The sequence below is a fragment of the Streptomyces sp. NPDC006261 genome (genome assembly GCF_040613515.1).
Lineage (GTDB): Bacteria > Actinomycetota > Actinomycetes > Streptomycetales > Streptomycetaceae > Streptomyces.
Genome location: NZ_JBEXSI010000032.1, coordinates 65,401 through 86,528 on the forward strand (window position 1 = coordinate 65,401; position 21,128 = coordinate 86,528).

Here is a 21,128-nt window from a genome sequence, read left to right on the forward strand (position 1 = left end):
GGCCGCCGGCGGCCCCCCCCTCCCCTCCGGCTTCCGAACCGGCGGACCGTACAACTATTCTGACAAGCGGTCCGGTGGTGGACGGGGTGCCGGACCGTCTCACGCACCACGGGGGAGAACCGAACATGGCCAAGCGGAGGCTGAGGTCGAGCACCGTCGTGCTCGGCGGCATGGGGCTGCTCGCCCTGACGATCACATCCTGCGGCTCGGAACCGGACCGGCGGTGCGCCGACCGGACGACCCGCGAAACCCTGCCCAGTCACGAGTGCCGGAGCGGCAGTGGCGGCAGTGGCGGGTCCGGCGGAAGCGGCGGCCGGGGCTCGTACTACTACGGCGGCAGCACCAGCAGCTACGACGGCAAGGTCCAGGGCGGCAGCTTCGACAAGTCGGCGGTCGACCGGGGCGGCTTCGGCTGCACCAGGTCCGGCGGGGGCTGAGCCCGGTGGAGCGCCGCACCATCGAGCCGCGCCCCGGCTGGCAGGAGACCGTCGAGTCCCAGGGGCTCGTCTACCCGCTCACCCGCTACCCGGACGGGTCGCTGCGCCCCTACTGGGACGAGAGCGCCTACTACGTCTTCTCGCTCCCCGAGGTCGAGGCGCTGGAGGAGACCGTCGAGGAGCTGCACACGATGTGCCTGGCCGCCGCCGCGCACATCGTCGAGCACGACCGTTTCGCCGACCTCTCCATCACCGAGCCGAAACTGGCCTCCCTGGTCGCCGAGTCCTGGCACCGCCGCGACGAACTGCCCTCCCTGTACGGTCGGTTCGACCTCCGGTACGACGGCGGCGGCCCCGCGAAGATGCTGGAGTACAACGCGGACACCCCGACCTCCCTGGTGGAGGCCGCCAGCCCGCAGTGGTTCTGGATGGAGGAGCGGTTCCCCGGCGCCGACCAGTGGAACTCGCTGCACGAGCGGCTGGTCGACGCCTGGAAGAGGCAGGCGCACCTGCTGCCGCCGGGCCCGCTGCACTTCGTGCACTCGGAGGGCGACGAGGCGGGCGAGGACCTGATGACGGTCGCGTATCTGCGGGAGACCGCCCAGCAGGCCGGACTCGACACCGAGGCGCTCTCGGTGGAGGACATCGGCTGGGACCGGCTGAGCGGGCGGTTCGTCGACGACCGGCTCCGCTTCCTGCGCAGCTGCTTCAAGCTCTACCCGTGGGAGTGGCTGACCACGGACCGCTTCGGGCCGCAGGTGCTGGAGACCCTCGACAACGGCGGCGGCTCCGGCACCACCTGCTGGATCGAGCCCGCCTGGAAGATGCTGCTCTCCAACAAGGCGCTCCTCGCGATCCTGTGGGAGCTGTACCCGGGCCACCCGAACCTGCTCCCCGCCTACCTCGACGGCCCCCGCGAGCTGGCCGGGCCCGGCGGGGCGGGGTATGCCTCCAAACCGCTGCTCGGCCGCGAGGGTGCCGGGGTCGACCTGTACGGGCCCGGCTCCCCGGCCGTCCTGCGCGAGGAACCGTGCTGCTACCAGGAGCTGGCGCCGCTGCCCGACGTCGACGGCAACCGGGTGGTGCTCGGGGCGTGGGTGGTGGAGGACGAGGCGGCGGGGCTCGGCATCCGGGAATCGGCGGGGCCGGTCACGGACGAGTACGCCCGCTTCCTGCCCCACGTCATCCTCTGAAACCTGACGGCGTCCTCTGAGCCCTATCGGCCGAGCACCGTCCGCAGGCGGTCGAGACCCCAGTCCAGGTCCTCCTTGCTGATCACCAGCGGAGGCGCGATCCGGATCGTGGAGCCATGGGTGTCCTTCACCAGCACCCGCTGCTCCATCAGCCGCTCGGAGATCTCCCGTCCGGTGCCGAGGGCGGGCGCGATGTCGACGCCTGCCCACAGTCCCCGGCCGCGTACGGTCTCCACCGCGCCGCCCCCGGCCAGCAGCCCCAGCTCCCGGTGCAGATGGTCGCCCAGCCCGGCGGCCCGCTCCTGGTACTCGCCGGTCCGCAGCATCGCGATCACCTCCAGCGCCACCGCGCACGCCAGCGGGTTCCCGCCGAAGGTGGAGCCGTGCTCGCCCGGCTTGAACACGCCGAGGACGTCCGCCGAGGAGACGACCGCCGACACCGGCACCACCCCGCCGCCGAGCGCCTTGCCCAGCACGTACATGTCCGGCACCACGCCCTCGTGTTCCAGCGCGAACGTCTTCCCGGTACGCCCCAGACCCGACTGGATCTCGTCCGCGATGAAGAGCACGTTCCGCTCGCGGGTCAGCTCCCGCACCCCGGGCAGATAGCCGGCCGGCGGCACCAGCACCCCGGCCTCGCCCTGGATCGGCTCGATCAGCACCGCCACGGTGTTCTCGGTCATCGCCTCCCGGAGCGCGGTGAGATCCCCGTAGGGCACGATCTCGAACCCCGGGGTGTACGGGCCGTAATCGGCCCTCGCCTCCGGGTCCGTGGAGAAGCTGATGATCGTCGTCGTGCGGCCGTGGAAGTTGTCCGAGGCCACAATGATCTTCGCCATCCCGTCCGGGACGCCCTTGACCCGGTAGCCCCACTTCCGGGCGGTCTTCACCGCCGTCTCCACGGCTTCCGCCCCCGTGTTCATCGGGAGCACCATCTCCATGGAACAGAGCTCGGCCAGCTCCGTACAGAAGTCGGCGAACCGGTCGTGGTGGAAGGCCCGGGAGGTCAGGGTCACCCGCTCCAGCTGGGCCCTGGCCGCGTCGATCAGACGGCGGTTGCCATGACCGAAGTTGAGCGCCGAGTACCCGGCGAGCAGATCGAGGTAGCGGCGCCCCTCGACATCGGTCATCCAGGCACCCTCCGCCGAGGCCACGACGACCGGCAACGGGTGGTAGTTGTGCGCACTGTGCGCCTCGGCGGAGGCGATGGCGGTTTCCGTGGCGGACACGGGATCTCCGTTCGTCGTACGGCGTGGGCGGGGGTAGTGCCCACTTTGTATCGTCGGTCGCATCCGGCGCAGGGAAACCTGCACTCTCCGGCGCGCCCGCCCGCGCGCCTCTCCCGTGCCCACCCCAGCACCCGCCCGCGCGCACTCCGGCGGCCGGAATGTGTGCTTCGTCTCAGGTCCGCGCTCCCGGGGCGTGAGCGGACCCGGCACCCGAGCGGGTGCGCCCCCGCTGCGCCCCGCACCGGCTGCCGGAGATCGCCCCCGCACCTGAGACAATGGGCCCATGGCCTCTGATCGCCCCGCGCTCTCCACCGACCAGCCGCAGACGGGCCGCACCGGCGTGCCCGCCCGCCCCCGTGTGCTCTCCGGGATCCAGCCCACCGCAGGCTCGTTCCACCTCGGCAACTACCTGGGCGCGGTGCGCCAGTGGGTGGCGCTGCAGGAGACCCACGACGCCTTCTACATGGTCGTGGACCTGCACGCGATCACGATTCCGCAGGACCCCGCCGCGCTGCGGGCCAACACCCGGCTCGCCGTGGCGCAGCTGCTCGCGGCCGGCCTGGACCCGGAGCGGTGCACGCTCTTCGTCCAGAGCCATGTGCCCGAGCACGCGCAGCTCGGCTGGGTGATGAACTGCCTCACCGGCTTCGGCGAGGCCTCCCGGATGACGCAGTTCAAGGACAAGTCCGCCAAGCAGGGCGCCGACCGCGCCACCGTCGGCCTCTTCACCTACCCGGTCCTCCAGGTCGCCGACATCCTGCTCTACCAGGCCGACCAGGTCCCGGTGGGTGAGGACCAGCGCCAGCACATCGAGCTGACCCGCGACCTCGCGGAGCGGTTCAACGGCCGGTTTGGGCAGACGTTCACCATCCCGGCGCCGTACATCCTCAAGGAGACGGCGAAGATCTACGACCTCCAGGACCCGGCGGTCAAGATGAGCAAGTCGGCCTCCACGCCGAAGGGCCTCATCAACCTCCTCGACGACCCGAAGGCCACGGCGAAGAAGGTCAAGAGCGCGGTCACCGACACCGACACGGTGATCCGCTTCGACGAGGAGAAGAAGCCGGGCGTCAGCAACCTGCTCACGATCCTCTCCACCCTCTCCGGCAGCACGATCGAGGATCTGGAACGGAAGTACGAGGGCAAGGGGTACGGGGCGCTGAAGACCGACCTGGCCGAGGCCATGGTGGAATTCGTCACCCCCTTCCAGCTCCGCACCCAGGAATATCTGGACGACCCGGAGACGCTGGACTCCATCCTGGCCAAGGGAGCGGAGAAGGCCAGGGCCGTAGCCGCCGAGACCCTGGCGCAGACGTACGACCGGATGGGCTTCCTGCCCGCGAAGCACTGAGTCCAAGGACTCTGGCGAGATCACGGCCACAGGGGCCACACTTGCGGCGGCGGGTCGCGGCGCAAGGCCGGAAACCGACCATCGACGATTGAGGAGAACGACGTGGGGACCGTAACGCTCGGCGTTTCGATCGCGGTCCCGGAGCCCTACGGCAGCCTGCTCCAGGAGCGGCGCGCGAGCTTCGGGGATCCTGCCGCGTACGGCATTCCCACCCATGTCACCCTCATGCCGCCGACCGAGGCGGAGGCGGCCGACCTGCCGGCGATCGAGGCGCACCTCGACCGGATCGCCACAGCCGGCCGGCCCTTCCCGATGCGGCTCTCCGGCACCGGCACATTCCGGCCGCTCTCCCCGGTGGTCTTCGTCCAGGTCGTCGAGGGCGCCTCGGCCTGCTCCTGGCTCCAGAAGCGGGTCCGGGACGCCTCCGGGCCGCTGGTGCGCGAGCTCCAGTTCCCGTACCACCCGCACGTCACCGTGGCGCACGGCATCTCCGAAGAGGCGATGGACCGGGCGTACGCGGAGCTCGGCGACTACGAGGCGGCCTGGACCTGCGGCTCCTTCGCCCTGTACGAACAGGGCGCGGACGCCGTGTGGCGCAAGATCCGGGACTTCCCGTTCGGGGCGGGCGGCGGCACCCCCGCCGTCCCGGCCCAGGGCGGCTACTCGGTCGACGCGCCGTCCCTGCGCCCCTGACCCCGGAGGCCGGTGATCACACCGGCAGACGACGGAACAGCGGGCGCGGCGCGTGCCGCAGCGCCGACATCACCACCCGCAGCGAGCCGGGCACCCACACCGTCTCCGAGCGCCGCCGCAGCCCCGTCACGATCGCCCCGGCGACCGCCTCCGGGGTGGTGGAGAGCGGCTCCGGCTGCCCGGCCGTGGCCCGTGTCCGTACGGTGCCGGGGCGCACGACCATCACCTGTACGCCGGTGCCCTGGAGCGCGTCCCCGAGCCCCTGGGCGAAGGCGTCGAGCCCCGCCTTGCTGGAGCCGTAGATGAAGTCGGCCCGCCGGGCGCGCTCCCCGGCCACCGAGGACAGCACCACCAGCGAACCGTGCCCCTGCGCCTGGAGTGCGCCGGCGCACACCAGTCCCGCCGAGACCGCACCGGTGTAGTTGGTCTGGGCGACCCGGACGGCGGCCAGCGGCTCCTCCTCGTCCCGTGCCTGGTCCCCGGCGATCCCGAACGCCATCAGCACCACATCGATGTCGCCCTCCGCGAAGACCTTGCCCAGCACCTCCTCGTGCGCGGCGGGGTCCAGCGCGTCGAAGGCGACCGTACGGACGTCGGCGTCCCGGTCGCGCAGCTCGACGGCGGCCGCGTCCAGGGCGGGGGAGGGGCGGCCCGCCAGCCAGACCCGGCGGGTGCGCAGGGAGACCAGGCGGCGCGCGGTGGCCAGGGCGATCTCGGAGGTGCCGCCGAGGACGAGCAGGGACTGCGGGGCACCGAAGGCGTCCTTCACGGAACACTCCTGTTCAGGGGGTGGAAGAGAGGGAGCATGTACGTCACAGACCGAGCCGGCGGGCCAGGTCCGAGCGGAACGCCCCCGTCGGGTCCAGCTCCGCCCGCAGCTCCCGGAACGCGCCGAGCCCCGGGTACATCGCGGCCGCTGTCTCCGGCCGCATCCGCGAGTCCTGCGCCAGGCAGACCCGGCCCCCGGTGGCCGCCACCTCCTCGTCGAGGCGGTCGAGGAAACGGGCGAGGCCGGGCAGGGCGGCGGGGAGGTCGAGGGCGAGCGTCCAGCCGGGCGCGGGGAACGACAGCAGGCCCGCGCCCGCGGCGCCGAACCGCTGGAGTTCGGCCCGGAACGCGGGGCAGCGCCGCGCCGAGATCCGCCGCACGACGCGGTGCAGCGCCTCCTCCTGCCCGTACCCGACCGTGAACCGGTAGCGCACGAGCCCTGCGCGGCCGTACAGCCGGTTCGCGTCGGGGAGGGCGTCCAGGGCGTGGAAGAAGGCGGCGGCGGTGCGGGGCTCACCGGTCCGGGAGCGGGGCGCACTCCGGTAACGGACCTCGTTGAGGAGGGCCGCGGAGGTCCGGCCCAGCAGGCCGCCGGGGAGGAGCGGCCCGGTGGGGTGGCGGTCCGGCTGAACCGTGCGCGGGGCGCGCATCATGCGCCGGGCGTGCGCCGGTAGCGCGGAAGGGGGCATGTGCTCCCCTCGGGTGAGCACTCCGCGTCCGGTCGACCGGCCCCGGGCGAGGAGGTCGACCCAGGCGGAGGCGTACGGCAGGGGGCTGCCGGGGCCGTCGCGACCGGCGGTGAAGCGGGTCAGCAGGTCGTCCAGGTCCGTGGCCCGCTCGGTGGAGACGGAGACCAGCGGGGTGGCCACGCGCTTCAGGCGGAGGGTGGCGGAGAGGATCACCCCGGTCAGCCCCAGGCCACCGGTGGTCGCGTCGAAGAGGGCGGTGCCGGGCGTCACCGTACGCACCTCGCCGTCGGCGGTGAGGAGCTCCAGCCCGTCGACGTACCGGGCGAGCGAACCGGCGCCCGGGTGGTCGAGGCCGTGCACGTCGGAGCCGATCGCGCCGCCCACCGTGATCCGGCCGCTCCCGGGCACGACCGGCAGGAACAGGCCGCGCGACAGCAGGATCCGCAGCAGCCGGTCCAGCGGCACCCCCGCGTCGCAGCGGACCGTCCCCGCCTCCTCGTCCAGGGCGCGGACCCGGTCCAGGCCGGTCATGTCGAGCACCGAGCCGCCCGCGTTCTGCGCCGCGTCACCGGGCGCCCGCCCGAGCCCCCGGGCGAGGACGCCCCGGGGCCCGCGTCCCCGGACCACGGCAGCCGCTTCCTCGTACGTACGGGGGCGAAACCGTACGGCGGTGGTCGGGGCGGTGCGGCCCCAGCCGGTCAAGGACACCGTGTCGACGGACATGCCCGTGACCGTAGCCCCGGCCGTATCGTCCGGGAAAACCCATTCGTCACCTTTGTTACAGCGCTCACCGGAATGGGTGACGGATCGCGCGTCACCCGGACGAGAGGTAGGCCTTCCGGACGCGTCCGGAAGAGTCCTCGGTGCGGCCCGGAGGTTTCCCGGGCCCGGAAGGGTACGCGTACGTGCATGGACTGGCTCAAGAAACTCCCCGTCGTCGGGCCGCTCGTCTCCCGGCTGATGGAGACGCACGCCTGGCGCTCCTACGAGCGGCTGGACCGGGTCCACTGGGCCAGGCTCGCCGCCGCGATCACCTTCATCAGCTTCCTGGCGCTCTTCCCGCTGATCGCGGTCGGCACGGCGATCGCGGCCGCGCTGCTGAGCGACAAGCAGCTGGACACCATCAAGGACAAGATCGCCGATCAGGTGCCGGGCATCTCCGACCAGCTCGGCATCGACACCCTGGTGGCCAACGCGGGAACGGTCGGTCTGGTCGCCGGTGCGCTGCTGCTGTTCACGGGTGTCGGCTGGATCGGCTCGATGCGGGAGTGCCTGCGCGCGGTCTGGGAGCTGGACGACGTCCAGGAGGCCAATCCGGTCGTCGCCAAGCTCAAGGACGCCGTGCTGCTGGTCGGCCTCGGGGGAGCGGCGCTCGCCACCCTGGCGGTCTCCACCGTCGGGACGACGGCCGTCGGCTGGAGCGCCGGCCAACTGGGCGTCTCCCGCGGCGGCGTGGGCGGCATCCTGCTCCAGGTGGCCGCCCTGGCGGTGGCGGTCCTCGCCGACTTCCTGCTGATCCTCTATCTGCTGACGCTGCTGCCGGGGGTGGAGCCGCCCCGGCGCCGCCTGGTGGTCGCGGCCCTGATCGGGGCGGTCGGCTTCGAGCTGCTCAAGCTGCTGCTGGGCAGCTACATGAAGGGGGTCGCGGGCAAGAGCATGTACGGCGCGTTCGGCGTGCCGATCGCGCTGCTCCTGTGGATCAACTTCTCCGCGAAGCTGCTGCTGTTCTGCGCCGCCTGGACCGCGACCGGGTCCAAGGAGGAGGAGCTGGGCGAGAACGCCGAGCATGACGATGACGATGACGCTGAGAGCAAGACGGAGCGGGAGGCCGGGGCGAAGCCGGAGGCCGGGGCCGGCGGCTCCACCCGGGCCTCCTGAGCCCGGTCCTGCGTCAGTCCTGCGGCGTGCGGCGGCTCAGCCCCGGCAGCGGCCAGCGGCGGTTCACCAGGAACACCGCGGCGGCCAGGGCCACCAGCACGCCGCCGACGATCGCCAGGGCGATCCCGACCCCGCCGGAGCCCTGCCCGGCCGCCGCCGCGTGCGCGGCCTTCGCCTGGCCGCCGGAGCCCTGGTCCCCCCCGACGGCCGGCTGCGCGCCCTTGCCGCCGGAGACGGTGCCGGTGCCCGTGTCCACGGACTTCGGCGGCACCAGCTCGCCGACCGGCCGGACCTTGCCGCTCGCGGCGAAGCCCCAGTCGAGCAGGTGGGCGGCCTCCTTGTAGACGGCGTGGCTCTCGTCCGCCGACGGGTTCATGACGGTCACCAGCAGCACCCGGCCGTCGCGCTCGGCGACACCGGTGAAGGTGTTGCCCGCGTGGGTCGTGTAGCCGTTCTTGACGCCCGCGATGCCTTTGTACGGGTCGACGCCGTTGTCCCCGGTGATCAGCCGGTTGGTGTTCTGGATCTCGAAGGTCTCGCGCTTCTTCCCCTTCTTCTTCTCGCCGGGGAAGTCGGCGGAGGCCGTCGCCGCGTACTCACGGAAGTCCTTCTTCTGCATGCCGCTGCGGGCGATGAGCGTCAGGTCGTAGGCGCTGGAGACCTGGCCCGGCGCGTCGTACCCGTCCGGCGAGACCACCGTCGTGTCCAGCGCCTGGAGCTCCTCGGCGTGCTTCTGCATCGCGGCGACCGTCTGCGGCATACCGCCGTACATCTCGGCCAGTACGTGCACAGCATCGTTGCCCGACCGGAGGAAGACCCCGAGCCACAGGTCGTGGACCGTGTACGTGTGGTCCTCCTTGACGCCCACCAGGCTGCTGCCCTCGCCGACCCCCGCCAGGTCGCTGTCCTTCACCGTGTGCGTCAGGCTCGCCGGCTGAAGGGCGGGAAGGAGGGTGTCCGCGAACAACATCTTCATGGTGGAGGCGGGCGCCAGCCGCCAGTGAGAGTTGTGCGCCGCCAGCACCTGCCCGCTCTCCGCGTCCGCGACGATCCACGAGCGGCCGGTCAGCCCCTTGGGCAGCACCGGGGCGCCCGGGCCGAGGTTGACCTGGGTACCGACCTTGGAGAGCTGCTCCCCTCCGACGCCCGACATCGCGTGGTTCGGCTGTGGCTGCTCGTCCTTGTCCTTGTCCTTCTCGGCCGCCGATGCGGGGGCGAGGACGAGACTGGACAGCACAGCGGCGGCGGTGACCGTCAAAGCGATCTTTTTCAGAGCAGGCACGGTCGAAAACGTACACGGCGAAGATGTGGATGAGGACCCGGACGGACTGACCCGCCGGAGGGACGGCCGGGACTGCCCCTTTCGGACGCCACCCCGGACGAGGGGGCCGGAGGGCGGCGGAGATACTGGTCCCATGAAGCTCAGCCGCCCCGTCTCCTGGTTCCTGCTCGTCTTCGGGGTGTGGAGCTGGTTCATCTGGATCACTTTCGTCAAGAACCTGTGGCAGGACGGCAGCGGGCTCGCGTTCGACGACGCGGGTGAGCCGACCGGGTACTTCTGGGTGCACCTGCTGCTCGCCATCACGTCCTTTCTTCTGGGGACGGTGGTCGGCGCGATCGGGTTGCGCGGTGTCCGGGCTTTGCGCGACGAGCGCGCATGAGGACAGGAACGTAGGGAAGTGCGGATGGCAGCAGTGGTCTTCGTCCTGGTGGCACTCGTGGTGCTGGCGCTGCTCGCGAGCGTGCACCGCTATGTGTGGCGCCGGTTCGTCGGTGACACGACGGCACCCGGCAGCACACTGCGCACGGTGGGCACCGTCGCCGCCTTCGTACTGCCCCTGCTGAGCCTCGGCGCCATGACCTCCGGCCGCATCGGCGCGCCCTTCTGGCTCCAGCAGGTGCTCGCCTGGCCGGGGTTCCTTTGGCTGGCCGCCCTGATGTACCTGACGCTGGCCCTGCTGGTGGGCGAGGTCGCCCGTCCGCTCCTGACCCGGGTGCTCGCCCGGCGCGACGCGGCGGCCGCGGCCCGCGCCACCGCCGGAACCGGAACCACTGGAACGGCCGGGGACGGAACCCTCGCCGCGACGGCGAGCGGAACCCGTCCCCGTACCGAAGAACTCGTCCCGGCGGGCCGGACCTGCCGCTCCACCTCGGCCGACCCGGCCCCGGTGACCGCGCCGGCCCCCGAACCGGAACCGGAAGCGGTACGCGGTACGGAACCGGCGGAACAAGCGGAACCGGCCGACCCGGAACCGGAGGAAGCGGAACCGGCCGAACCGGAACCGGAGGAAGCGGAGTCGGCGGCACCCGCCCCGGGGATCACCCACCCCTCCCGCCGCCTCTTCGTCTCCCGGGTCGTCGGCGGCGCCGCTGCCGCCGCCGGGCTCGCCACCGTCGGGTACGGGACCGCCGGCGTCCTGCGCGGGCCGAGTGTCCAGCGCGTCACCGTGCCGCTCGCCAAACTGCCCCGCGCCGCCCACGGTTTCCGGATCGCCGTGGTCAGCGACATCCACATCGGCCCGATCCTCGGCCGCGCCCACACCCGCCGCATCGTCGACACGATCAACTCCACCTCGCCCGACCTCGTCGCCGTCGTCGGTGACCTCGTCGACGGCTCCGTGGCCGACCTCGGCTCCGCCGCCGAACCGCTGGCCGGGCTGCGGGCACGGCACGGCAGCTTCTTCGTCACCGGCAACCATGAATACTTCTCCGGCGCTGAGCAATGGGTGAACCATGTCCGCGAACTGGGGCTGATCCCCCTGGAGAACGCCCGGGTGGAGATGGACGGGTTCGACCTCGCCGGGGTCAACGACATCGCGGGGGAGACCGAGGGCCAGGGCCCCGACTTCGTCCGCGCGCTCGGCGACCGGGACCGCGGCCGCGCCGCCGTCCTCCTCGCGCACCAGCCCGTCGTCATCCACGACGCCGTCGAGCACGGCGTCGACCTCCAGCTCTCCGGCCACACGCACGGCGGACAGCTCTGGCCGGGGAACTACCTCGCCGAGCTGGCCAACCCGACCGTCGCCGGGCTCGAACGGTACGGCGACACGCAGCTGTTCGTCTCGCGCGGGGCGGGTGCCTGGGGGCCGCCGGTGCGGGTCGGCGCCCCGGCCGACATCACCGTCGTCGAGCTCGCCTCGCGGCAGGCCTGAGCCCGGCCTCCCACCGCTGTGGCCGTTGCGGTTGCGATCATGCGATCTTCAACAAAACTGCACCGCAACGTCACTCTCAGCTACGGAAACCCGCAGGTGAGAGGCGGGAAACGGCCTTTTCGGACACGCTGCGTCGAACGTGTCCAACAAAAGGCTGTGAGCGCCCCATTTACTCTTCCAGATGTGAAAATCGTGTGATTGGGTAAGTGCGAACGTGCGGCAGTGTGCGTGTCTGAGCGCAACTGCCGTGGTGGGGCTGGTAAGGGAGAGCACGGCAATGCGGTCGGTCCGGGTACGGATTCTCGCGATTTTCGCGGTTTTGGTCATCGCAGGCGTCGGCGCCTGGCAACTGCTCCCGTCGGGGGAGGCGAAGACCGACGCGGTCACCGTCGGGACATCGGACATCGTGACTTCCCTGGACCCGGCCGGTGCGTATGACGCGGGCTCCTGGGCGATCTACAGCAACATCTACCAGTCGCTGATGACCTTCAAGCCCGGTGCCATCGTGCCGGAGCCGGACGCCGCGGAGAGCTGCGCGTTCGTCGGGCAGAAGCTCCAGACGTACCAGTGCAAGCTGCGGGACGACCTGGTCTTCTCCAACGGCCGGAAGATCACCGCCGAGGACGTCAAGCACTCCTTCGACCGGATCTTCGCGATCAAGTCGGACGTCGGTCCCTCGGGTCTCTTCCCCACGCTCGACACGGTGTCGACCGAGGGCCGCACGATCACCTTCAACCTCTCCGGCAAGGACGCGACCTTCCCGCAGAAGCTCGCCACCGGCGCCGCGGCGATCGTCGACTCGACCAAGTACCCCAAGGACGAGCTCCGCAAGGGCAACCAGGTCGACGGCTCCGGGCCGTACGTCCTCAGGTCGTACGAGCCGGACAACCGCGCCGAGCTGGTGCCGAACCTGAAGTACAGGGGCGCGCTCAAGAAGATCGGCGAAGCGGTCACCATCCGCTACTTCAAGGCGTCCGAGGACCTGTTGACCGCCTGGAACAGCGGCGACGTGGACGTCGCCCACCGCCAGCTGCCGTCCGCCAAGCTCGCCGAGCTGGACGAGGGCGACCCGGAGCTGCGGGTGACCGAGGCGGCCAGTGCCGAGATCCGCAACATCATCTTCAACACGCGGGAGAACTCGCCGTTCGGTGAGAAGAAGGTCCGCCAGGCCGTCGCCGCGCTCCTGGACCGGGGCCCGCTGGTCAGCAAGGTCTACCAGGGCACGGTCGAGCCGCTGTACTCGCTGATCCCCACCGGCTACATCGGGCACAGCACCCCCTTCTTCGACGCCTACCCCACGTCCGACCCGAAGCGCGCCGAGCAGCTGCTCCAGGCGGCCGGTGTCGAGACCCCGGTCGCTGTCAACTTCGCCTACCGCGAGGGGGACATGTACACCAAGGAGACCGCCGAGCTCCGTCGCCAGCTGGAGAAGGACGGCCTCTTCAAGGTCTCGGTCAAGGCCGTGGAGTGGACGAAGTACCAGAAGGGCTACGCGGCCGGTGAGTACGACATGTACACCGTCGGCTGGTTCCCCGACTTCCCGGACCCCGACACCTTCAGCCAGCCGCTCGTCGGCACCGGCAACGTCCTGCACAGCGGCTACTCCAGCAAGAAGATGGACAGGCTGATCGCCGCCACGCAGCAGTTCAGCGACCGCGGCCGCACCTCCAACGACTTCAAGGAGATGCAGAAGCTGGTCGGCGAGGACGTACCGCTGCTGCCGCTGTGGCAGAAGAAGGACTACGTCGTCGCCAAGACGGGCGTCGCAGGCTCCCAGTACCTCTCCGACGGCACCGGCTTCTGGCGTCTGTGGGAACTCAGCTGGATCTGACGGGCCGATGTCCCGGTCGCCTCGGCCGGGACCTGGCCGGTCAGCCGGCCGGCCGGGGCTCAGTCCCGGCCGATGCACCCGGCATGAACTCCACCAGCAGCGCGTGAACCTGCCGTACGAGCGGTCGCAGCACCCGGAAGCGGGAGAGCCCGATCGCCCGTGCGGCGATCGGCGCGGTGCGCTCGACGAGCCGCCGGCTGCGCTCGGCGCCCGGGGAGCGGTCGTACACCCAGAAAAGCACCAGGCCCATCTGCATCAGCCAGAGCAACTCGGGCAGCAGTGGTGCCAGTTCGGGATCGCTCTTGGTGCCGGAGCCGGTGAGGGTCTCCCGGTGGATCGAGATCGCGGCCTCCCGGGCCGCCACCGATTCGTCGGAGAACGGGGAGAGCGGACTCTCCGGGTCGGCCGCGTTCTTGAAGAACTGGGCGGCGAACCGGTGGTACGGCTCCGCCACGTCCAGCCAGGCCAGCAGCACCCCCCGGATCCGGTCGGCCAGCTCCGCCTCGTCCGCGAGGGCGGGCCGCACCGCCGCCGCGTGTTCACCGGCGATGCGGTCGTAGAAGCCCTGGACCAGGTGCTCCTTGGAGGAGAAGTAGTAGTAGGCGTTCCCGGTGGAGACGCCCGCCTCCTGCGCGATCGCCCGCATCGTCGTCCGGTCGTACCCCCGCTCGGCGAAGAGCCGGAGCGCCGTCTCGAGAATCAGCGTGCGGGTCTGCTCGCTCTTCGCGGCCTTGCCTGCCTGGACGGTCTTGCCGGTCTTGGCGGGCTTCGCGGCCCCGTTCTCCTGCACGTTCTTCTCTTCCTTCACCACGGGCCCAACACTAGCGGGGAGCCCACCGACCACCTGGCGGCACTGGGCATGCCCGGCCCGGGACGCACCGCGGAGCCGTCACCGACCGGTATTTCGCCGCGGCGAGCACGGTCCCCCGGGCGAAAGGCGCTCCGGCCGGGGTGGCCAGCCAGTGGGCCTTCGAGCGGTACTTAGCCAGCGCCCACAGGCAGACGATCCAGGCGGACGTGCCCTGGTAGACCTGCCCCAGGTCCCCCACCACGGTGATCTCCGCGTACGTGGCGGCGGGGTCCAGCTCCGGGAACCGCCGCCGCGCCTCGGCCGATCCGGCCGGTACGAGGTCCAGCGGGACGAGCTGGCGCCGGCGGCCGAGCCAGTGCCGCAGGTGGGTGCAGAGCGGGCACTGTGCGTCGTAGAGCACGGTGAGCCGGCGGACGGGAGCAGCGGCGGTCACGGGGCTCACTGCCCCGGCGTCGGGGCGGGCGCGGCCCACGGGCCCGTGGGCCCCGGCTTCGTCCAGCCCTGCGGGGGCACGGGCGGGGTCTGCTCGCGCTCCAGTGCGCTGCGGCGGCGGATGCGGCTGAGCACGTACACGTTGCCCAGGTGCATGACGCCGAGGACCAGCAGGACCACGCCCACCTTCACCGAGAGCGCCTCGAACAGCTCGCGGGCGTTCGCGACCCCGTCGGCGTTCTTGAGGTAGAGCGTGACGAACCCGAGGTTGACCAGGTAGAAGCCCACCACCAGCAGGTGGTTGACGGCTTCGGCGAGCTTGTCGTTCCCGTGCAGCACGTCGGCGAGGAAGACCCGCCCGTTACGGCTGAGAGTACGGGCGACCCAGACGGTGAGCGCCACGCTGATCAGCAGGTAGAGGACGTAGGCGACAACAGTGAGGTCCATGCCCCACCCTCCTTTGAACGCGTTCAAAACTGCTCTTGGGCGTGACTGTAGACCCCTTCTTGAACATGTTCAAGAAGGGGTCTGCGAAATGTGTGTCAGAGCACCTCGGTCAGTGGCTCGGGCGATTCCGCCGACTCGGGCGGCTCGGTCAGCGCGTCCGCGATATCCGCGCGCAGCGCCTCACCGTGCAGCGACGGCAGCTCGGCCAGCATCTCGGACCACTCCTCGGCCGCGCTGTCCACGCCCTCGCGGAACCCCCGCTCGATCGGCCTCCGGGCGAGGAGCAGCCCCACCGCCGCGAGCGGCCGCAGCAGCCACCGCCCGCGCACGCTCAGCACGACGCAGACCCGCCAGGAGCCGTGCTCGGCCGGGCGCGGGGTCACCGTGAGACGGGCCTTGCCCAGCCGGTGCACCGCCCTGCCGATGACGGGGGCCCGGGCGGCCGGGGGCGCCGACGAGGGCCTCTCCAGCGCCGCCCACCAGGCGTGCAGGTCGGCCTTGGCACGGCCCGAGAAGCGGTACAGCGAACCGCCCTTCGGATTGTGCCCGTCGAGGGACACCTCCAGCGCCCTGGGCGTCCGGGGCTCGCGGACCCGCACCCCCACCCGAACGGACATGGACTCCTCCGCCAAGCGGCTCTCCACCTCGACGGTGCGGGAGGGCCGCCACTCACGCAGGACGGTGGCTTCAAAGGCCACCTCCTCGCCCGGCCCGGTGCCCTCCCCGTACTGCGCCCCCGACTGCAGATGACGCCCCTTCAGCAGCCGGAGACCGTGTACCGGGCGCCCGTCGGGCAGCAGGATCTCGCCGCCCTGCTCACGGGAGGCGTCGAAGAGGTCCACCACGTGCCCGGCGGCCTCCTCGAACCAGTGGCGGTCCAGCGCGGTGACGGTGACCGTGTGCTCGAAACGTGCCATGGGGTGGGCCCGCCGCTCAGGCGCTCATCGAGCGGGCCTGGTTGAGCTGCCCCATCACCGCGGGGAAGGTGTGCGGGCCCGTCGCCGGGACCATGGTGCCGTGGTGGCGGCCGCCACTGGTGACCGTGACCTGGACGAACCCCACCGTCCGCTTCTCCTTCATCAGCAGGAACAGCAGGCCGATCAGGCAGAACAGGGCGAAGACGATCGCCAGCACGATCGCGTGCGCCGGGATCTTCTCCTCGGTGCGCGACATGTCGGTCGCCGTCCAGACGGCGCCCTTGAGCGGCATCGTCCCCGAAGGGCTGACGATCGCGTCGCTCATGACCGTGATGTCACCGATCGACAGCACCGGGACCCCGCCGTGGCCGGGCACTTCCTGCGGTACGGGGAGGTACTGGCCGGGCATCGTCGGCTGCGCCTGGTACGGATACCCGTAGCCCGGGCCGGGCTGGGTCGCCGACTCGGGCAGCGGCTGCGGATAGCCGTAAGCGGGCGTGCCGCCCGGCGGCGGGTACCCGTACGCCTGGCCGTCGGCCATCGTCGGCGGGTGGCCGGGGTGCTGGGGGTGGCCGGGCTGCTGCTGGGGAGGACCCCACTTGTACGCGTCGCCAGGTGAAGGATTCGGCTCGCTCATGGGGATCCCCGTTCTCTGCGTGTGTTCAGCTCCGCACGACCGTACCGCCCGTTTCGCCCGGACGCAGCAACGGGCCCCGGCCACCCCGGTCGTGACGACCGGGGTGGCCGGGGCCCGTGAAGGTCCTCGATGAGGTCAGAAGCGACGCGTGATGAGCGCGCGCTTCACCTCCTGGATCGCCTTGGTGACCTCGATGCCACGGGGGCAGGCGTCCGTGCAGTTGAACGTGGTGCGGCAACGCCAGACACCGTCACGGTCGTTGAGGATCTCCAGACGCTGCTCGCCGGCCTCGTCACGCGAGTCGAAGATGAAGCGGTGCGCGTTGACGATCGCCGCCGGGCCGAAGTACTGGCCGTCGTTCCAGAACACCGGGCACGAGGACGTGCACGCGGCGCACAGGATGCACTTGGTGGTGTCGTCGAACCGCTCGCGGTCCTCGGCGGACTGCAGACGCTCGCGGGTCGGCTCGTTCCCCTTGGTGACGAGGAAGGGCATGACGTCGCGGTACGCCTGGAAGAACGGGTCCATGTCGACCACGAGGTCCTTGAGGACCGTGAGGCCCTTGATGGCCTCCACCATGATCGGCTTTTCCGGGTTGATGTCCTTGATCAGCGTCTTGCAGGCGAGCCTGTTCTTGCCGTTGATCCGCATCGCGTCGGAACCGCAGATGCCGTGCGCGCAGGACCGGCGGAACGTCAGGGTCCCGTCGAGCTCCCACTTGATCTTGTGAAGGGCGTCGAGGACACGCTCCTTCGGGTCGATCTCGATCTGGAAGTCCTGCCACTGGACCTCGTCGGAGACCTCCGGGTTGAAGCGGCGGATCCGGAACGTGGCGGTGATGAACGGGGAGTCGGCGAAGCCGGCTTCGGGCTTCGCGGTCCCGTCGGTCTTGTCCAGGGTCGGGGTAGCCATCAGTACTTACGCTCCATCGGCTGGTAGCGGGTGGTCACGACCGGCTTGTAGTCGAGCCGGATCGACTCGGCGCCGTCGGCGGCCACCTCGCGGTACGCCATGGTGTGGCGCATGAAGTTGACGTCGTCGCGGTTCGGGTAGTCCTCGCGGTAGTGACCGCCGCGGGACTCCTTGCGGGCGAGCGCGGAGACCGCCATGACCTCGGCCAGGTCGAGCAGGTTGCCCAGCTCGATGGCCTCCAGCAGGTCGGTGTTGAACCGCTTGCCCTTGTCCTGGATGGACACGTTGAGGTACCGCTCGCGCAGCTCGGCGATCTTGTCGACCGCCGTCTTGATCGTCTGCTCGGTACGGAACACCATCACGTTGGCGTCCATGCACTCCTGGAGCTCCAGGCGCAGTGTCGCCACGCGCTCGGTGCCGGTGGAGTTGCGCAGCCGCTCCACCTGGTCGGCGACGAGCTGCGCCGGGTTCTCGGGAAGCTCGACGAAGTCGTTCTTCACCGCGTACTCGGCGGCGGCGATGCCGGAGCGCTTGCCGAAGACGTTGATGTCGAGCAGCGAGTTGGTGCCCAGGCGGTTGGCGCCGTGCACGGAGACACAGGCGACCTCGCCGGCGGCGTACAGGCCCGGGACGACGGTGGTGTTGTCGGCCAGCACCTCGCCCTCGACGTTGGTCGGGATGCCGCCCATGGCGTAGTGCGCGGTCGGCTGGATCGGGATCGGGTCCGTGTAGGGCTCGATGCCGAGGTAGGTCCGCGCGAACTCCGTGATGTCCGGGAGCTTGGCGTCCAGCTGCTCCGGCGGCAGGTGGGTCAGGTCCAGGTAGACGTGGTCACCGGCCGGACCGCAGCCGCGGCCCTCGCGGATCTCCGTGTAGATGGAGCGCGAGACGACGTCACGGGAGGCCAGGTCCTTCATGACCGGCGCGTACTTCTCCATGAAGCGCTCGCCGTCCTTGTTGCGGAGGATGCCGCCCTCACCGCGGGCACCCTCCGTCAGCAGGATGCCCATGCGCCAGATGCCCGTGGGGTGGAACTGGAAGAACTCCATGTCCTCCAGCGGCAGGCCGCGCCGGTAGCAGGCGGCCTGGCCGTCACCGGTCAGGGTGTGCGCGTTGGACGTCACCTTGAAGAACTTGCCGGTGCCGCCGGAGGCGTAGATGACCGACTTCGCCTGGAAGACGTGGATCTCGCCGGTGGCCAGCTCGAACGCGACGACGCCGGCGGACTTCTTGACCCCGTCGACCTCGGTGATCAGCTGGTCCAGGACGTAGAACTCGTTGAAGAACTCCACGCCCTCCTTGACGCAGTTCTGGTACAGCGTCTGGAGGATCATGTGGCCGGTGCGGTCCGCGGCGTAGCAGGACCGGCGGACCGGGGCCTCACCATGGCTGCGGGTGTGACCGCCGAAGCGGCGCTGGTCGATGCGGCCCTCGGGCGTCCGGTTGAACGGCAGGCCCATCTTCTCCAGGTCGAGGACGGCGTCGATGGCCTCCTTCGCCAGGATCTCGGCCGCGTCCTGGTCGACCAGGTAGTCGCCGCCCTTGACCGTGTCGAAGGTGTGCCACTCCCAGTTGTCCTCCTCCACGTTGGCGAGCGCGGCGGCCATGCCGCCCTGCGCCGCACCGGTGTGGGAGCGGGTGGGGTAGAGCTTCGTCAGCACGGCGGTACGGCTGCGCTTGGTCGACTCGATGGCCGCGCGCATGCCGGCGCCGCCGGCGCCGACGATGACGGTGTCGTACTTGTGGATCTGCATGGTTTCCTCTGGTCCCTCTGTCCCGGCGCCTAGCGGATGTTCGGGTCGAAGGTGAAGATCACCAGCGTGCCCAGCAGGACGGTGAACACCGTGGCGGTGTACAGGAGCATCTTCAGCCAGAAGCGGGTCTTGTCCCGTTCGGCGTAGTCGTTGATGACCGTACGGAGGCCGTTGGCGCCGTGGAGCATGGCGAGCCAGAGCATCGTCAGGTCCCAGATCTGCCAGAACGGCGAGGCCCAGCGGCCCGCCACGAAGGCGAAGCCGATCTTGGAGACGCCGCCGTCGAGCACCAGCTGGATCAGCAGGTGGCCGAGGACGAGGACGACCAGGACGATGCCCGACAGGCGCATGAAGAGCCAGGCGTACATCTCGAAGTTGGTGCGCGATCCCTTGGGCGTCTTGCCGGTCCGCTTGCGCGGGGGCTCGATCACCGGGGCCGGGTGGTCGACGTCGTAGAGGCTCACGCCCTCGACGTCGCCGATCGCGGCTGCGGAAGAAGTCTCGCTGGACATGGGCCTCAGCTCCCGAAGACGTCGCGTACGGCGTGACCGAGGACGGGGTACAGGGCCCCGACCATCAGCACGATCCAGATGCCCAGCACGGTCCAGAGCATCTGCTTCTGGAAGCGCGGGCCCTTGGCCCAGAAGTCCACGGCGATGATCCTAAGACCGTTCAGCGCGTGGAAGAGAATGGCGGCCACGAGGCCGTATTCGAGGAGCGCGACGATCGGCGTCTTGTACGTGGCCACGACATCGTCGTAGGCCTCGGGGGAGACGCGGACGAGAGCGGTGTCCAGGACATGTACGAACAGGAAGAAGAAAATGAGGACACCGGTGACTCGATGAGCCACCCAGGACCACATGCCTTCCCGGCCGCGGTACAGCGTTCCAGCCGGCACGGAAGAACCCTCCGGGAGCGGGGATTGGGGTCGGCCGGCTTGACTGTCGGTCTGACCCGGCCGGGTACGGTCCACCGGCCCCGGCCATCGTAGCGACGCTTTGTCGGTTCGTTCGCGCCGGGGTCTCTGGTGTGATCAAAGTGGCAATCAAACAGGCACGTACGGGCTAGAGCGGCCCTCGCTGGCGCGGCCCCCGGGCCGGTGGGTCCGGTCGCGGGCCCGGGTCACCAGCCGTCGGTCACCGGCCCTCGTCACCAGCCCTCGGTCACCAGCTCGACCAGCCGGCTCCGGGCGAGTCGCCGCAGCTCGTCGGCGGTCACGGCCCGCTCCTCGTCCACCTCGTGCGTCAGCCTGACCCGGATACCGGCCAGGACCTGGTCGACGTGCTGCGAGGGCGGGCACGCGTCCAGGCAGATCACGAAGGAATGGCCGAATCTGCTCTCGTACGCCGCGTGTGCGGCCCGCAGCGCCAGGTGGGCGGCGCGCGGCGCGTCGTGGTGCAGGCAGGGGGCGGGCTCGGCGGCGAGCGCCTCCGCGATGTCCCGGGCCGCCAGGTCGTACCCCGCCTCGTCGGAGGCGGCCAGCAGGGACGCCAGGTCGGGGAAGGGGCGGTGGGCGGCCATCCGGTGGGCCCAGCGGCGGCTGCCGCAGCACTCCAGGAGCGCGGCCTCGGCCGTGGTGAAGGGGGCCTCGTTGAACCGGGCGAGCCCGGCCACCAGGTCGGCGCGGGGTACGCCGAAGCCACCGCTGACCTGCGGCGGGCGGCGGTGCTGCCCGGGTATGGCGGAGGGCCCGGCCGGGGGCGTGGACTGCTTGGGCAGGCCGGCGGGGGACTCGCTGGACCTGGACAGCGTGGACTCCTCGGATGAACGACATCTGTGACCCTGAAAGAGGGGCAGAAGGGCAGCAAGGTTGCCCGGCGGGGCGTACGCGGGGTGAAAGGGGGACGCGTGCGGGGCGCGAGTGGGACGTTCGCGAAGCGGAAGTGAAAGGAGATACGAATGTGCCGCAACGCTAGCGAGATCGGTCGGCGGCCGTCCGAGGGTTCGGCCAAAAATCACCCGAACGGGAGAGTTTCGGAACGTTTGACGACCGCCTG

General features: G+C 70.7%; 22 protein-coding genes. 8 read left to right on the plus strand and 14 right to left on the minus strand.

What is annotated here, in order from left to right; genetic code table 11:
• Nucleotides 1-125: 125 nt before the first annotated feature.
• Both ABZ154_RS21630 and ABZ154_RS21635 read left to right on the plus strand, forming a co-directional pair.
• Nucleotides 126-437, plus strand: a complete 312-nt coding sequence (locus tag ABZ154_RS21630) for a hypothetical protein (RefSeq protein WP_356834939.1) — start codon at nt 126-128, stop codon at nt 435-437.
• Nucleotides 438-442: 5 nt separating this feature from the next.
• Nucleotides 443-1,630, plus strand: a complete 1,188-nt coding sequence (locus ABZ154_RS21635; RefSeq protein ID WP_356834941.1) for a glutathionylspermidine synthase family protein — start codon at nt 443-445, stop codon at nt 1,628-1,630.
• A gap of 23 nt (nt 1,631-1,653) precedes the next feature.
• On the opposite strand, the gene rocD is transcribed toward ABZ154_RS21635, so the two are convergent.
• A complete protein-coding gene (gene rocD / locus ABZ154_RS21640; protein ID WP_356834943.1) occupies nt 1,654-2,859 on the minus strand; it encodes an ornithine--oxo-acid transaminase in 1,206 nt (401 codons plus the stop codon).
• A gap of 358 nt (nt 2,860-3,217) precedes the next feature.
• On the opposite strand from rocD, the gene trpS reads away from it, so the two are divergent.
• Together trpS and ABZ154_RS21650 are read left to right on the plus strand one after the other, a co-directional pair.
• Nucleotides 3,218-4,210, plus strand: a complete 993-nt coding sequence (gene trpS, locus ABZ154_RS21645) for a tryptophan--tRNA ligase (protein WP_356834991.1) — start codon at nt 3,218-3,220, stop codon at nt 4,208-4,210.
• 102 nt (nt 4,211-4,312) lie between these two features.
• The gene (locus tag ABZ154_RS21650; protein ID WP_356834945.1) at nt 4,313-4,903 is read left to right on the plus strand and encodes a 2'-5' RNA ligase family protein; all 591 of its coding nucleotides are present in this window, start codon (nt 4,313-4,315) and stop codon (nt 4,901-4,903) included.
• A 16-nt stretch (nt 4,904-4,919) separates the two neighbouring features.
• Here ABZ154_RS21650 and ABZ154_RS21655 read toward each other — a convergent pair whose 3' ends face one another.
• The gene (locus ABZ154_RS21655) at nt 4,920-5,672 is read right to left on the minus strand and encodes a decaprenylphospho-beta-D-erythro-pentofuranosid-2-ulose 2-reductase (RefSeq protein WP_356834947.1); all 753 of its coding nucleotides are present in this window, start codon (nt 5,670-5,672) and stop codon (nt 4,920-4,922) included.
• Between the two features lie 43 nt (nt 5,673-5,715).
• Nucleotides 5,716-7,083, minus strand: a complete 1,368-nt coding sequence (locus ABZ154_RS21660; RefSeq protein WP_356834949.1) for an FAD-binding oxidoreductase — start codon at nt 7,081-7,083, stop codon at nt 5,716-5,718.
• Nucleotides 7,084-7,269: 186 nt separating this feature from the next.
• Between ABZ154_RS21660 and ABZ154_RS21665 the strand changes: the two genes are divergently transcribed.
• Entirely contained in the window at nt 7,270-8,238 is a 969-nt protein-coding gene (locus ABZ154_RS21665) for a YihY/virulence factor BrkB family protein (RefSeq protein WP_356834951.1), read from the plus strand.
• A 13-nt stretch (nt 8,239-8,251) separates the two neighbouring features.
• On the opposite strand, the gene ABZ154_RS21670 is transcribed toward ABZ154_RS21665, so the two are convergent.
• Nucleotides 8,252-9,520, minus strand: coding sequence for a D-alanyl-D-alanine carboxypeptidase (locus ABZ154_RS21670; protein WP_356834953.1), 1,269 nt, complete (start codon nt 9,518-9,520; stop codon nt 8,252-8,254).
• 133 nt (nt 9,521-9,653) lie between these two features.
• Here ABZ154_RS21670 and ABZ154_RS21675 point away from each other — a divergent pair, with 133 nt between their 5' ends.
• The 3 genes from ABZ154_RS21675 to ABZ154_RS21685 all read left to right on the plus strand — a co-directional run bounded on the left by ABZ154_RS21675 (nt 9,654) and on the right by ABZ154_RS21685 (nt 13,221).
• Entirely contained in the window at nt 9,654-9,899 is a 246-nt protein-coding gene (locus tag ABZ154_RS21675; RefSeq protein ID WP_015610857.1) for an SCO4848 family membrane protein, read from the plus strand.
• A gap of 33 nt (nt 9,900-9,932) precedes the next feature.
• Nucleotides 9,933-11,390 carry a metallophosphoesterase gene (locus ABZ154_RS21680; RefSeq protein WP_356834993.1) on the plus strand — a complete coding sequence of 486 codons (1,458 nt, stop codon included), beginning with the start codon at nt 9,933-9,935 and terminating at the stop codon, nt 11,388-11,390.
• A gap of 277 nt (nt 11,391-11,667) precedes the next feature.
• Entirely contained in the window at nt 11,668-13,221 is a 1,554-nt protein-coding gene (locus ABZ154_RS21685) for an ABC transporter substrate-binding protein (RefSeq protein ID WP_356834955.1), read from the plus strand.
• A gap of 40 nt (nt 13,222-13,261) precedes the next feature.
• On the opposite strand, the gene ABZ154_RS21690 is transcribed toward ABZ154_RS21685, so the two are convergent.
• From ABZ154_RS21690 to ABZ154_RS21735, 10 genes are all read right to left on the minus strand, one after another.
• Nucleotides 13,262-14,032, minus strand: coding sequence for a TetR family transcriptional regulator (locus ABZ154_RS21690; protein WP_356834957.1), 771 nt, complete (start codon nt 14,030-14,032; stop codon nt 13,262-13,264).
• A gap of 10 nt (nt 14,033-14,042) precedes the next feature.
• A complete protein-coding gene (locus ABZ154_RS21695) occupies nt 14,043-14,474 on the minus strand; it encodes a DCC1-like thiol-disulfide oxidoreductase family protein (protein WP_356834959.1) in 432 nt (143 codons plus the stop codon).
• Nucleotides 14,471-14,911 carry a hypothetical protein gene (locus ABZ154_RS21700; protein WP_356834961.1) on the minus strand — a complete coding sequence of 147 codons (441 nt, stop codon included), beginning with the start codon at nt 14,909-14,911 and terminating at the stop codon, nt 14,471-14,473. The genes ABZ154_RS21695 and ABZ154_RS21700 overlap by 4 nt, the downstream gene beginning before the upstream one ends.
• A 95-nt stretch (nt 14,912-15,006) precedes the next feature.
• The gene (locus ABZ154_RS21705) at nt 15,007-15,828 is read right to left on the minus strand and encodes a hypothetical protein (protein WP_356834963.1); all 822 of its coding nucleotides are present in this window, start codon (nt 15,826-15,828) and stop codon (nt 15,007-15,009) included.
• 16 nt (nt 15,829-15,844) lie between these two features.
• Nucleotides 15,845-16,465 carry a hypothetical protein gene (locus tag ABZ154_RS21710; protein WP_356834965.1) on the minus strand — a complete coding sequence of 207 codons (621 nt, stop codon included), beginning with the start codon at nt 16,463-16,465 and terminating at the stop codon, nt 15,845-15,847.
• A 135-nt stretch (nt 16,466-16,600) separates the two neighbouring features.
• Nucleotides 16,601-17,377: a succinate dehydrogenase iron-sulfur subunit gene (locus tag ABZ154_RS21715; protein ID WP_073877834.1), complete on the minus strand. Its 777-nt coding sequence runs from the start codon at nt 17,375-17,377 to the stop codon at nt 16,601-16,603.
• Nucleotides 17,377-19,131 carry a succinate dehydrogenase flavoprotein subunit gene (gene sdhA, locus ABZ154_RS21720; RefSeq protein ID WP_356834967.1) on the minus strand — a complete coding sequence of 585 codons (1,755 nt, stop codon included), beginning with the start codon at nt 19,129-19,131 and terminating at the stop codon, nt 17,377-17,379. Before sdhA ends, ABZ154_RS21715 begins: the two co-directional genes overlap by 1 nt.
• A 29-nt stretch (nt 19,132-19,160) precedes the next feature.
• Nucleotides 19,161-19,643, minus strand: coding sequence for a succinate dehydrogenase hydrophobic membrane anchor subunit (locus tag ABZ154_RS21725; protein ID WP_356834969.1), 483 nt, complete (start codon nt 19,641-19,643; stop codon nt 19,161-19,163).
• A 5-nt stretch (nt 19,644-19,648) separates the two neighbouring features.
• Nucleotides 19,649-20,029, minus strand: a complete 381-nt coding sequence (gene sdhC / locus ABZ154_RS21730) for a succinate dehydrogenase, cytochrome b556 subunit (protein WP_010058610.1) — start codon at nt 20,027-20,029, stop codon at nt 19,649-19,651.
• A gap of 251 nt (nt 20,030-20,280) precedes the next feature.
• Nucleotides 20,281-20,748 (minus strand): 2-oxo-4-hydroxy-4-carboxy-5-ureidoimidazoline decarboxylase, encoded by a 468-nt coding sequence (locus ABZ154_RS21735; protein ID WP_356834995.1) that lies wholly within the window; start codon nt 20,746-20,748, stop codon nt 20,281-20,283.
• Nucleotides 20,749-21,128: the final 380 nt, after the last annotated feature.